A 13,134-nucleotide genomic window follows, 5' to 3' on the forward strand; every position below is an offset into this window, starting at 1 on the left:
TCATTAGTCATTAGTCATTAGTCATTAGTCATTAGTCATTAGTCATTAGTCATTAGTCATTAGTCATTAGTCATTAGGCAGATGTTCAAGGCAGATGGCAGGTGGATGATGGAGGATGGAAGAAACAGATATTTTATATCTGCGACTTCTGTGTCGCGAATCAGGGGAATGGGGAATGAATAATAGACAGTTGAGTTGATTTTTGCGAAAAAGTCGATCGACTTTTTCGCAATTGGCGATTTTCCTATTCGCCCAGCAGCGATTCAAAGGCGGCTTGCAAAGACTTGATATCGCCTACTCTGGCTACTAACAAGTTTTCGCTGCCGGCATCCTCCAGCCTGTGTCTCCAATACTGGATGCTATCGGAGTTGTTCATCCAGAAACTAATCACGGTGTCTACAACTCGATCGACATCCCAGCCGCGGTAAGGAGAAACTGTCTCCACGGATGCCACAAACGCATCGAGAGTACACTTCCAGTTTCCCAAGTATTCTACACCCGACTGCTGCTGTTGTTTCAGCAATTCCTGCTGCTGGTTAAAAAATGTTAAAGTTGGAGATACGCCCAGGATTTCAAATGTATAGTTCATGTCATCCTCCAGAAGTATTATTTTGCCAAAAGATCGAGCGACCAAAAAAGCTAAAAACGCTTTACTTTGCTGCCATTGATGAAATGCAGATGCTTCAATTATCCTCTTTGTACTCGTTCGGGATTTTGGCGGCTTATCTTCTTATTAATAGCAAATTTTTTAACAGCCGATTGTCGCAGAATTTACATTTCTCATCGCACGGTATAAAAAGATCCCATCAATTTTTTATTAACCAGGCGTAAGAGAGGCAATCCGCACCCGGAGAAAGTGAACCCATTTTAGATTAAAAATTTTAGATTAAAGAATTGAATAATTGGGAATGACTGATGACAAGCAGGGTTGGGATCATCGGCCTACAGTTGCATTTTTTATAACCTGGTGTGAATTTTTGGCCACGAGTCCCCAGAGCGATCGCCACGGGAGCATCTCATATTTGTAAAAACACTTATTATGGCTCCTTCCTTCTTCCTCCTTCCTTCTTCCTTCTTCTTCTTTCCTCCTGACTCCTGACTCCTGACTCCTAATTCCAATTTCGAGCTTTGCTGCTTTCATTGAGATGCTCCCGATCGCCACATTCAGGCAAGTAGTGGCATGATTAATATTACAATTTTTTACCGTAGCGGTGGAAACCTCAGCCCCGTTTTGAGTGGCCAGCCACTGCACTTCACTATTTGTGTACAACATTGTAACTTATATCGAGGGGCCCTTTTAAGCGGCAAATGATACGCAAACCTGGTAGGTGTCACAATATTAATGTTATTGAAAAGTCTGAGCAGTTGTGTGATGAAAAGCTCGCCCAAGATGTCACTGAGCCTTGTTTTGTTGATACCGCTGGTGGTGCAAATCTCCGTAGCAGTCGGTGTGACTGGATGGCTGTCGTTTCGCAACGGCCAGAAAGCCGTCAATGACCTTGCTACGAGGTTAAGCTTGGAAGTCGCAGCCAGAACTAAAGAAAATTTCCGCAGTTTTGGGGATGTGTCTCATCTGTTCCTGCAAATGAATACTGCTGCGATCGCCTCTGGAAACTTAGACCCGGAAGACTTCCCCAACTTAGAGCGCTATTTGTGGAACCAGACCAAGCTGAGCGATCGAAATACAACCATCTACTACGGCGACGAACAGGGAAAATTCCTCTTGCTCAAGCGAGAAGCAGAAGACTTAGTATACATCAGAGACGAATCAACCGCTCCAAACCGCGAAATTTATCGCCTCGACAGCCAAGGAAATCGCACTGAGCTAATCCAAACCGTCCCCTATGACCCCCGTACTAGACCGTGGTATAAAGCTGCTAAACAGGCAGGAAAAGCCACTTGGTCTCCCATCTACCCCTTCGCAGCCTCGCCAGTGCTGGGGATTACGCCGGTGATGCCCATCTACAGCCAAACGGGAAACCTGCGGGGGGTACTGGCCATTGACCTGACTCTTTCTCAAATCAGCGATTTTCTCAAAAGCATCAAAATTAGCCCGTCGGGACAAGTTTTTGCGATCGAACGCAGCGGAGAAATAGTCGCCAGTTCCACAGACGAATTGCCCTTTGTCACCGACAAAGACGGACAAAAACGGCTGTTGGCGACACAGAGCAAAAATTTGCTAATTCGATCGGCTTCCACATACTTGCAACAACGATTTGGTAGTTTTGAACAAATTAACAGCCAAGGACAGTTTACCTTCGAGATAGACGGCAAACGTCAATTCATTACCGTTGCTCCCCTGCAAGACGGACGTGGCCTCGATTGGCTGATTGTAATCGCAATCCCGGAAGCAGACTTTATGGAGCAAATTAACGCCAACACTCGCACAACTATCTTATTGTGCTTTTTTGCGTTCGTAGTGGCGATCGGACTCGGAATTTTCACCTCTGGCTGGGTTGTCAAACCGATTACCCGATTGCTGGAAGCTTCCAAAGCTTTAACAAAAATGTCGGCATCATCCGACTTCACATCCTCGGAATTAGACGGCGAAGTCGAAGTCAAAGGCGTCAAAGAGATCGGTCTCCTAGCTCAGTCTTTCAACCAAATGGCCAGACAATTGCGATCGTCTTTTGTTGCCCTAGAACAAACCAACTCTAGTTTAGAACAGCGAGTAGCAGAGCGGACTGCCGAACTCGAAGCCGCAGAAGCAGAATTGCGGGCTTTGTTTGCAGCTATGAACGAATTAATTATAGTTCTCGACGGCAGCGGTCGCTATTTAAAAATCGCCCCCACAAATCTTTCTCTGCTCTACAAACCAATCGAAGAATTAGTGGGCAAAACACTCACAGAGGTGTTTCCGCAAGCTAGAGCCGACAATTTTCTCAACCACCTCCGAGCAGCTTTAGATACTCGGCAAACTGTCAGTATCGAGTACAATTTAACCATTGACGACCGCGAAGTTTGTTTTGCCGCCAGCATTTCACCGCTTTCAGAAGAATCCGTCATTGTGGTAGCCCGCGACATTACCGAACAGAAGCGAGCCGAATCGGCGCGACGCCAAAGGCAAAAACAATTGCTCAAACAAAATACGGTTTTGGTAGAATTGGCAAGAAATAAAGCGCTGTATCGAGGCGATTTGCAAGTAGCTTTGAGGCAAATCACCGAAGCAGCAGCTCATACGCTACAGACAGAAAAAGCCGGCGCGTGGTTGTACGATGAAAGCCGATCGAAACTGGAATGTCTCGACCAATTTAGCAGCAGCAACCAGCAACATTCCCAAGGTGCCGAACTGACAGCAGCAGACTATCCAGCTTATTTTAAAGCTTTGGAAGAACACCGGACGATCGCAGCCGATGACGCTCTCTCAGATATTAGAACCAGAGAATTTGCCGAATCTTACTTTGCACAAGTGGGTACTACATCAACCTTAGATGCGCCGGTGCGGCTGGGAGGACAAACAGTCGGAGTCATCTGTATCGAACAAGTAGGAACTCCTCGTAACTGGACATTAGAAGAACAAAATTTTGCTGCTTCCCTCGCAGATTTGGTATCATTGGCGATCGAAGCCAGCGAGCGCGATCGTACACAAAGCGCTTTGCGTCAAGCAGAACAAAAATACCGCAGCATCTTTGAAAATGCCGTCGAAGGCATTTTTCAAACAACCCCCGAAGGCCACTTCTTGAGCGTAAATCCAGCTTTAGCCCGCATCTATGGCTACGCCACTCCCGAAGAATTGACATCAAATCTCACAAACATCAGGCAGCAAGCTTACGTCAATCCTCAGCAGGGCGACAAGTTTATGCGGGTGATGGAAGAATGCGGAGAAGTTTCGGGGTTTGAGTCCCAAGTTTACCGCGCTGACGGCAAGGTAATTTGGATTTCCGAAAGCGCGCGTGCAGTGTGCGACGGCGACGGCGAGGTACTCTACTATGAAGGCAGCGTCGAGGATATTAGCGATCGAAAAGTCTTTGAATCCGCCTTGCAACTCGCCCTAGAAGCAGCCGAAGCCGCTTCCACCGCAAAAAGCGCATTTTTGGCAAACATGAGCCACGAACTGCGAACACCTCTGAATGCCATCATCGGCTACAGCGAAATGCTCCAAGAAGAAACCGCAGAATTGGGCTACGATGAACTTATCCCAGATTTAGACAAAATCCGCTCTTCCGGCAGACACTTGCTATCGCTAATTAACGACATTCTCGACATTTCTAAAATCGAAGCCGGCCGCATGGATCTTTACTTAGAAACCTTCGACATCGCCGCCTTGATTGAAGAAGTAGCATCCACCGCCGCGCCGCTAATAGAGAAAAACGGCAACATTCTCAAGTTGCACAAAATTAGCAATATCGGCACCATGCACGGTGACATTACTAAAGTGCAGCAGATTTTATTAAATTTGCTGAGCAATGCCGCCAAATTCACTCAAAACGGTACAATTACCCTCACAGCCAGCCGAGAACAAATCGCGGGCGACAGCAGCGAAACAAAACAAGAAAACACTTCTGAACCTGCGGCAAATTCAGAATCTTCAATTGCTAGTAAAGAATTTTTAGTTGTTAATTGTACAGATACAGGAATTGGGATGACTCCCGACCAGTTGCAGCACATTTTCCAACCCTTTACCCAAGCAGACGCTTCCACCACGCGCAAGTACGGCGGCACCGGTTTGGGACTAGCAATCAGCCAGCGTTTTTGCCTAATGATGGGCGGCAATATTTCCGTAAAAAGTCAGGATGGTGTTGGTTCTACTTTTACGATCTGGTTGCCAGTTAATCTGCAAAATTAGGGTGGATGGCACACGCAGCATTCAATTTCAGGAAAAAAGAATGCTGGCGCACCTTACAAAAGAAGTTTCCCTAAAAAAAGGGGAATACAAACCAAGTAGGGAAACTAAAAGTAAAAAGAACATTCTTTTTATTTTTTATTTCTTACTTTTATCTTACTCATCACGGCTGTGTACTTGGCTGAGATTCTGTATTCACCACCCCACTCGTCTGTATTTTTTCAGCGAGCTCTCGTTTTCCCTTCTCAATAAACCATTTATACTGATCGATGGTTTCGGGACGAGCGCTGATCTTACACTTTTTTTCCCATTCCTTTTCCTCTTCTTTCTCTTTTTCATTGTCCGCTGGCGGTTTTCCTTCTCTTTGAGGTTTTCTCCCTTTCATAGAAGCCTCTGGGAGTAAGCAATAAGCCATGCCTCCGCCGAGCTGTGTTTCTGGAATTTTTTCGTCGAGAGAAACTGCTAGTCGGAGTTCTTTTTCAGCCTCCTCGTAAAGTCCTTGTTCGAGCAGTACCCAGCCCAAGTTTAGATGCAGTTCATAGTTGAGTCGATCATCTTTTTTTCTAGCTCCATTAGGAAACTCTTTTAATCCAATTCGCAGTAAAGCTTCAGCGTCAATCAGTTTTTTTTTGTCACTAATATAAACGCGACCTAAATTATTAAAGGCGCTGGCATCTCCTCGCTCTACAACTCTTTGATACTGCTTTTTAGCTTGCTCTAGGTCTCCCAAAGATTCGTATATTTCTCCCAAGGCAATTAGAATGTCAGAATCCTCGGGAGCTATTTTGGCCGCTTGCTCGTATTTCTCTTTGGCTTTTACCAGTAAACCTTTATCGTAGAGTTTTTCTCCTTCTCGATAGTTCCATTTCCCAATCTCAGGCAAAGAGTTATTGACTCCCACAGAAGCCAACAATAACATTGCGGTTATTCCTAATGTTGCTTGACTGTGAAACTGGGGAGAAATATTGAGTTTTGTGAGAATGTTTTTAATCTTATCTTGTCCTGTGTTCTGCAAGGTGCGGATTAGCGTGAGAAGTAACCCTCCTTGTCCCAGCAGGCCAAAGGTTTCAGCAATACCGAATCCTCCCGTGGAAAAGAGTTGAATGAAGGTTGTCATATAGGCCCCTACCGCCGTCAATCCCGCGATTGTCAGCCCGTTGAACAACCAATCTAAGCGAGTTGAGGGGGAAACTTCCTCGTCGGAAGTCGGTTCGAGAAACCACCACCAAGCTTCTGGGGAGGGGTGAAATGTAGCTCGCCATTCTGCTAATTTTGCTCCTCTGGCGATCGCATGGGCTTGTTGTTTCAGGAAGTTGTCCAATTCGAGTAGTTTAGCCAAACTTTCCACAGAAAGCTGGGTTTTCTCGCTGAGTGCTTCTTTGATGGCATCGCGAGCAACTAAAATATGGAGAATTTCTATTTCTGAGGGTTCAGACTTTGCCAATTTTAGTTTAGTGAGAGCATCAGTATATTGAGCTAAGGCAAGTTCTAATTTCACGATCGGACTTGAATAATTAGATTACTGAAAAAAGTTTAGCGCAAATTGCAGGTATATACTTTAAGATAATTGTAGCCCACAGTTGCAGCACATTTTCCAACCCTTTACCCAAGCAGACGCTTCCACCACGCGCAAGTACGGTGGCACCGCTTTGGGACTAGCCATTAGCCAGCCTTTTTGCCTAATGATGGGTGGCAATATTTCCGTAAAAAGTCAGGAGGGGGTGGGTTCTACTTTTACCATTTGCTTACCTGTTAATCCTTAACTAATCTTGGTATTTTTGAGCTATCCTTGTATTACCAAATCTCGTAGGGGCGGGTTCATCAACAATCTTTGGTTCACATCCAAAATATTCATAAACCCGCCCCCACCAAACCAATTAAGCCTGATTGCGGAACAAGTTTTTGAGTATCTGCGATGGGTGGGGGCGGGTTTTTTAGTTCGGGGAATTGATGATATAAATTTGGGTGAACCCGCCCCTAGAAATATTTTAATTCCCCATTACCCATTCCCCATTACCGATTCCCACTTACCAATTACCCAGTCCCAATTACCTTTGAATGCTTCTCGGATCGAGAGCATCCCGCAACCCATCCCCCAATAAATTAAACGCCAAAACAGTCAAAATAATCAGTATCGCCGGCGGCCAAACCAACCAAGGCTGCAACACTAAAATTGAAGCATTAGTAGACAGGGATAGCAAATTTCCCCAAGAAGGATCGGGCTGTTGAATTCCCAAGCCAATTAAACTCAAAACCGACTCCGCCACAATAAAACCTGGAACCGCCAAAGTAGCAGAAATAATTACATAAGTTGCAGTTTGTGGCAAAACGTGGCGGACAATAATATAAATTGGATTGGCCCCCATTGCCCGCGCCGCTTGCACGAATTCTCGTTGTTTAATTGACAGTACCTGACCGCGAATTACCCGCGCCAAACCCGCCCAATTGATAAATGAAGTAATCAGCACAATCAATATAAATCGCTGAGCACTTGTCAATCCCGGCGGCAACACTGCTGCTAGCGCTACTAATAAATAAAGACCGGGAATCGTCATCAATACTTCGGCGAAACGCATTAATATACTGTCAATCCAACTGCCGAAATAACCCGATATTCCTCCGATAAACAATCCCAAGGGGAAAGAAATTGCTATTCCTACTAAACCGATGCTGAGGCTAATTCTGCTGCCGTGTACTAAGCGACTGAATTGATCGCGAGCTTGTTCGTCCGTCCCTAAAAGGTTAATTTGGCCTTCTCCTGTAGTACCAAACAAGTGCCTCTCTAATGGCAAAACTCCTAAAAACTTATAGGGAGAACCTTTGACAAACAAACCTAGAACCGAGGGTTTTTGCCAGTCTACAATTACCTCACGAGCGCCGGTATTTGCATCCACCGGGCCCTGAGTAGTCGGATAAACGTGGGGCCCGATAAATCGCCCATCTGGGGTGCTTAAATAAATCTGAGTCGGCGGCAATAATGAACCGTTTAATTGAGAGTCATAGGGATCGTAAGGTGCAACAAATTCTGCAAAAAGTGCGACTGTATAAAAAATTAACAGCAGCACGGCTCCCAACCGAGCTAGAGGATTGTTTCTAAGATTTTGCCACCATTTCATAAGTTTTGAAATTGGGAATTGTTGACTGTTGACTGTTGACTGTTGACTGTTGACTAACTACAGGACTTACGCAAAAGTAAAATGCACAGTGTACACCTGCTACTTTTGTTCATCTGCAACCAAGATTATTCTAGTTTCATCTTCTGGTATTTTACCCAATTCTTCGCCGCTAAAAGGATTGTAGAAAAACGAGCCTGTTTGGGGTGGCAATTTGGGATTGAGTACAATTTCTACTATACTTTTTACAACCCCAGTGAGCGGAATTGCCAGGATAACTCCCAACAATCCTCCTACTCTACCTCCTAACAGCAAAGCTGTGAAAATAATTACCGGGCTCAATCCGGTGAGATTGCCCATGATTCGGGGAGCTACTAAATTATCCTTGATTTGCTGGAGACCGATCGCCACTACCAACACTTGCAGCGCCAGCCACCAATCAATAAACGCTACAATTATACTAACAGTGCCAATTCCCAAAGTTGCTCCAATAAACGGAATTATTTCCGTCAATCCTATAAATACCGCAAACAACAGAAAAAACGGAACTCGCAGCCACCAAAAAGCCAGAGTCAACGAGATGGCCATCAATAGTCCCAGCAATAACTGTCCCGATACAAACCGCTGGAGGTTTCGCTGCAAAGTCTCTGTTAAAACATAGCGAATTTCTGGGGAAAAAATGCTGGTCAAACCCTGCCACACTCTTTTCCCGTCGAGGAGCATATAAAAGGAAATCACCACAATAAAAATTAAGTCCACAAACCAATTAACAGTACCTACAACTAAGCCTAAACCCGTACCGGCGATCGCCTGGACTTGTCCCTGGACTCTCGCTGACAGTTGCTGCTCCAATATTTGCACGTCAAACGGTAAATTGCGCTCCGCACTCCAGGCTTGAAATTCACCTAGCTGCTGCCGCCCCGACTCCAGCAATTCCGGGAACCTCACGCCCAACTGGCTGGCTTGGTTGAACACCGGCGGCACAATAGTTAAACCGATTACTACTAATATCACACCCGCAGTTAAATAAACCAGCCCCGCCGCCACTCCCCGTGGCAAAAATACTTCCAGTCTTTTTACTGCATAATTTAATAAAAATGCAATCAGTCCCGCTGTTACTAAAATGCTGACCAGTTCCCCAACATAACTGACAGCAGTCAGGGTAAACCATCCCGTCACTAGCACTAGCAGCCAAGTAATTAGAAACTGTTGGAGGGGAGAAAAGAGACTATTCATTGTGATTTTTGTCAATTAAACTGGTACAACTTACTGAGCCGATTTGTCGAGTTCTACGACAAACACATTAGAGTATAGATTAGCAATAATCAGTTCAAGATTAGACTGCATTTTCTCAGCATTGATGAGTTGGTGACAGCAAAACCGCTCGGGGACAGACAATGCGCTCGCGATCGCCCCGACGATCGCCCATTGCGCTAATATTCAGTATGCCGTTCTATAAGACCTACCCAAAACTACCTAAGTCGAGACTTAACTGGACATTGGTGGTTTCGGTGCTTACTTCCTGTTTCAAGGCAGTCTCAAGATGACTCTTAAGAGGTTTGTCTGCTCCACAAGCAATCTCGGTAGAACTTACCGTTTGATCCGAACTAATCGGAATATAAATTCCTTCAAACCATCGTTCGATATTTTTAGCCGCGTTCAAATCTCTGTCTTCAGTGTGTCCGCACTCAGGACAATGATAGACGCGGTTTTTAAGTGGCATTTTGTGACGATGCACATGGCAACCGGAGCAGATTTGAGAGCTAGGAAAGAAACGATCAACTAGAATTAACTGGCTAGAAAACTTCTCAGTCTTGTACTCTAGTTGACGCTTGAATTCGTACATTCCACAATCTGCAATAGCGCCTGCCAACTTATGATTTTTCAAGAAAGCTTTGACACTCAAGTCTTCAATCTTCACAACGCTGTGGTTTTTAGCGAGATGATTCGTGAGCTTATGAATCGCGTCCTTGCGAATATTGGCAACGGCTGCATGATGTCTTGCTAGTAATCGAATCGCCGACCACCGATTTTTAGAGCCTTTGACCTTGCGACTGACAGAACGCTGTAGACGCTTCATTTTCTTGCTCATTCTTCGGTAAGCTTTGGGATTTGAAAACACCTTGCCATCACTGGTTACAGCCAATTCTTTGATACCGATATCAACACCTATCGTAGGTCGATTTGTAGCCACTACAGGCTTTTCGATTTCATACTTGATGGCAATAAACCAACTATCACCTGTGCGACTAATCACACAGTTATGAACTGAATTTACAGGCAACGCCTCTGTCAATCTCACCCAACCGATTTTAGGAAGCTTGAGTCGCTTGCCATCATTACGAATTCCTGGTTTAGCTTTGGTTCCTTGCTCTAAATAAAAAGAATCGTGTGAACGTCCTTTCTTCTTATAGCGAGGTTGTTTAGACACTTTCTTGAAGCATCTATCCCAGGCTGTACGCAACTCTGCTAAGGCTTGCTGAGGCGATGCCTTGGAAACTTGATAATACCAGGGATTCTCAGGCTTAACCTCAGCAACTAGACGTTTATGTAAGTCAATCGAGCTAGGCACTTTAATCGATTTATCGGTTTCTCTGAGTTCGAGAATCTCCCGAATTACTGCATTACCCCAATTGTAGGCATGACGAGCAACGCCGCAATGCTTACGAAACGCTGTTACCTGTTTGTTATTTAGGACTAATGCCGTTTTGAATGAAATAAGCATCGTTTCGACCTCCGATGTATTTGCTTTGCTATTACTGATTATGGACGATTGAGGACTTTTGTCTAGATTTGTCTATAAATTACGATACAGCTCTTAGCCCCGCAGGCAGATCAAATTTAATCTCGATCGAGCAAACTTCCATCAAAGTTAATCAAACTCGCCATTGTAGGGTGAAACGGCGCCACACTCACCCAAAAGGAGGAAGCGCTACTCCAGAGGCCCTCCGCTACAATGAACTAAATATTATCGTAATCTTTCTTTACAATATACAAAAGCACAGGCTCATACTGGCGAGAGGAACTACCGTGACTAATCAAGTTTTTTCAGAAGCCGAAGAAAAGCAACCCCTTCCCCCCGTGGAGAGCGGGCGCGACAGGAAATCAGCAGTGGATGTAACTGAAAGTGAAGTCTCAGACAACTCTCGCTGGCAATTCTCCGGTGAGGATGATGAACGAGAAGTTGCGCTGGAAGCTCCAGAAATCGAGGCGGAACAAGTTTGGGAACCAGAAACAACTGAAGTTGGGCCCCGCAAAGAAATCAGGTGGCCTGCCTTGTTGGCGGGCGCAGGGATTGGTGTTGCTGCAACGTTGCTAGCAGTAAACTTGACGGGGGCCAAGCAGAGTTCACCTGCTGCAGTTCCAATTCCATCGGCAACTCAGCAGGCGACGGCTCAAACTGTGACAGTGGCGCCTGTGGAATCTGCCGAGGTGGGTGAAACTTTGGAAGCGACGGGCACAGTGGCAGCCTATGACTTGCTGCCGGTGCTACCACAAGCCAACGGTTTGCAAATCAAGCAGGTGTTGGTGAAAGAAGGGGAGGTGGTAGAAAAAGGTCAGACGATGGCGGTTTTGGACGATTCGGTGCTACGATCGCAAATTGCCGAAGCGCTTGCGGGAGTACAATCGGCCAATTCTACGGTAGAACAAGCCGAAGCTCAGGTACAGCAAGCCGAGTCAGCCCAACAAGAAGCCCAAGCCGGCGTGGCTCAAGCCCAAGCTGGCGTTGAAAAAGCCATCGCTGACGCAGCGCAAGCCAGAACAGGCGTCGGGCAGGCAAGGGCAGGTGTGGAACAAGCTAAAGCCGGTGTCACTCAAGCTAAAGCCGGCATTGCCTCCGCCCAGGCTAAATTAGATCAAGCTCAAAGAGAAGTAAATCGCACCCAAGATTTGGCGAGTCAGGGAGTAATAAGTCAGCAAGATTTGGAAAGGCGAAAGACGGAACGGCAGACTGCTGTTCAAGACTTGAACAAAGCTAAAGCTGACTTGAATACAGCTTTGGAAGAACAGAATAAAGCAGCGGAAGAAGTGCAATCTTCTATTGCTAAAGTAGCTACTGCTGAAGCTAATATCAGTACGGCTAGAGCTGCCCTCGCCAGCGCTCGTGCTAAAGTGAATACGGCCGGAGCGAGTGTCAGCAGTGCCAGAGCAAATGTCGGAAATAACGCAGCAAGTGTCCGCAGCAATGATGCACAAGTCAAACAGTTACAAACTCAACTAGAACAAACTATTGTTCGAGCGCCGGATAGTGGCACTGTGGCTGAAAGAATTGGTCGCGTTGGCGATGTTTCTTCGGGAAGTCAAAAACTATTTTCGATTATTCGCGGAAACAAGCTGGAACTGCAATTGAAAGTGCCGGAAACTCAGATTTCGCAAGTGCGGCCGGGCACAGCAGTGCAAATTACTTCGGATTCTGACAAGCGGATTAAGTTGTCAGGAACTGTGCGAGAGATTTCGCCGGTAGTTGACCCGCAAAATCGGCAAGCTACGGTGAAGATTGATTTGCCGGCAAGCGAGTTTTTGCGATCGGGAATGTTTTTGCGCGCATCCATTGCGACGGCAACGGCTCAAGGTTTGAAAGTGCCCGCTAAAGCTATTGTGCCGCAATCTGACGGCAGTTCTATTGTTTACAAACTTGTCGGCCAGGACAAGGTGCAGGCTCAACCGGTGGAAGTCGGGGAAATTTCGGGGGGTGCAGTGGGCGATTTGACTGCTGCTAAGGTGGTGGTTAAAAAGGGTTTGAAGGCGGGCGATCGCGTGGTTGTTGCTGGGGCTGGTTTTCTTAAGGATGGCGATCGGGTTAAGGTGGGTAAATAGGTTATTTAGAGTTAGGGTTATGTAAAGATTATTGCCTTTTTTTTACCGCAGATGAAGGCAGATAAACGCCGATGAACGCAGATAACCACTGCCAATATTTCGATTACGCAGGTCTACGGGCATTGCATAATTAAAGCGATGATATTGAGGTTAATCACCCCCTGATAGTGGATCTACTGATAACCAATCGTGGCTATAGAACTCATTTAGGATCTTAGCTCATACTCATTTTTTATGAGGCCCCGTAGAATCTGATCCCCCCTAGCCAAGGGCGGGCACGGGGAGTAGGGGTCGCACCGCCCCTACTAAGGGGGGGACAAGATTCTTCTCAAAGTCCCCCTTCTTAAGCTATGCTTTATAAACATCTTTCTTAACAAGAAAGTTGACAAAAGTAACTACTTGTGTAGCGGATATGGGGGC

Annotated in this window: 8 protein-coding genes and 1 pseudogene; 3 read left to right on the forward strand and 6 right to left on the reverse strand. The window is 45.9% G+C overall.

Features of this window, described 5'->3' with window-relative positions:
* Positions 1-244 precede the first annotated feature (244 nt).
* Positions 245-589, reverse strand: coding sequence for a hypothetical protein (locus QUB04_RS31495; RefSeq protein WP_333290601.1), 345 nt, complete (start codon positions 587-589; stop codon positions 245-247).
* Positions 590-934: 345 nt separating this feature from the next.
* Positions 935-1,273 (reverse strand): hypothetical protein, encoded by a 339-nt coding sequence (locus tag QUB04_RS31500; RefSeq protein ID WP_333290602.1) that lies wholly within the window; start codon positions 1,271-1,273, stop codon positions 935-937.
* Positions 1,274-1,372: 99 nt separating this feature from the next.
* On the opposite strand from QUB04_RS31500, the gene QUB04_RS31505 reads away from it, so the two are divergent.
* On the forward strand, positions 1,373-4,786 hold the full coding sequence (locus QUB04_RS31505) for a PAS domain S-box protein (protein WP_333290603.1): 3,414 nt from the start codon (positions 1,373-1,375) through the stop codon (positions 4,784-4,786).
* 160 nt (positions 4,787-4,946) lie between these two features.
* Here the strand turns inward: QUB04_RS31505 and QUB04_RS31510 are convergent, their stop codons facing one another.
* Positions 4,947-6,281 carry a tetratricopeptide repeat protein gene (locus tag QUB04_RS31510; RefSeq protein WP_333290604.1) on the reverse strand — a complete coding sequence of 445 codons (1,335 nt, stop codon included), beginning with the start codon at positions 6,279-6,281 and terminating at the stop codon, positions 4,947-4,949.
* 79 nt (positions 6,282-6,360) lie between these two features.
* Here QUB04_RS31510 and QUB04_RS31515 point away from each other — a divergent pair.
* Positions 6,361-6,546 (forward strand): annotated as a pseudogene (locus QUB04_RS31515) (ATP-binding protein); the annotation flags it as partial.
* Positions 6,547-6,831: 285 nt separating this feature from the next.
* On the opposite strand, the gene QUB04_RS31520 reads toward QUB04_RS31515, so the two are convergent.
* From QUB04_RS31520 to QUB04_RS31530, 3 genes are all read right to left on the reverse strand, one after another.
* Entirely contained in the window at positions 6,832-7,899 is a 1,068-nt protein-coding gene (locus tag QUB04_RS31520) for an ABC transporter permease (RefSeq protein ID WP_333290606.1), read from the reverse strand.
* A 99-nt stretch (positions 7,900-7,998) separates the two neighbouring features.
* On the reverse strand, positions 7,999-9,132 hold the full coding sequence (locus QUB04_RS31525; protein ID WP_333290607.1) for an AI-2E family transporter: 1,134 nt from the start codon (positions 9,130-9,132) through the stop codon (positions 7,999-8,001).
* A gap of 226 nt (positions 9,133-9,358) precedes the next feature.
* Complete coding sequence (locus tag QUB04_RS31530) at positions 9,359-10,621, reverse strand: RNA-guided endonuclease TnpB family protein (protein WP_333290608.1); 1,263 nt, start codon at positions 10,619-10,621, stop codon at positions 9,359-9,361.
* A 305-nt stretch (positions 10,622-10,926) separates the two neighbouring features.
* Between QUB04_RS31530 and QUB04_RS31535 the strand changes: the two genes are divergently transcribed.
* Positions 10,927-12,714, forward strand: a complete 1,788-nt coding sequence (locus QUB04_RS31535; protein WP_333290609.1) for an efflux RND transporter periplasmic adaptor subunit — start codon at positions 10,927-10,929, stop codon at positions 12,712-12,714.
* Positions 12,715-13,134: the final 420 nt, after the last annotated feature.

Source organism: Microcoleus sp. D2_18a_B4, from assembly GCF_036702475.1.
In the GTDB taxonomy this organism is placed as follows: domain Bacteria; phylum Cyanobacteriota; class Cyanobacteriia; order Cyanobacteriales; family Microcoleaceae; genus Microcoleus.

What these genes read in the sequence shown, in the direction of transcription:
- QUB04_RS31520 (WP_333290606.1), bottom strand. Translation starts at nt 7,899, where the DNA reads ATGAAATGGTGGCAAAATCTTAGAAACAATCCTCTAGCTCGGTTGGGA.
- QUB04_RS31505 (WP_333290603.1), top strand. Translation starts at nt 1,373, where the DNA reads ATGAAAAGCTCGCCCAAGATGTCACTGAGCCTTGTTTTGTTGATACCG.
- QUB04_RS31525 (WP_333290607.1), bottom strand. Translation starts at nt 9,132, where the DNA reads ATGAATAGTCTCTTTTCTCCCCTCCAACAGTTTCTAATTACTTGGCTG.
- QUB04_RS31530 (WP_333290608.1), bottom strand. Translation starts at nt 10,621, where the DNA reads ATGCTTATTTCATTCAAAACGGCATTAGTCCTAAATAACAAACAGGTA.
- QUB04_RS31500 (WP_333290602.1), bottom strand. Translation starts at nt 1,273, where the DNA reads ATGTTGTACACAAATAGTGAAGTGCAGTGGCTGGCCACTCAAAACGGG.
- QUB04_RS31495 (WP_333290601.1), bottom strand. Translation starts at nt 589, where the DNA reads ATGAACTATACATTTGAAATCCTGGGCGTATCTCCAACTTTAACATTT.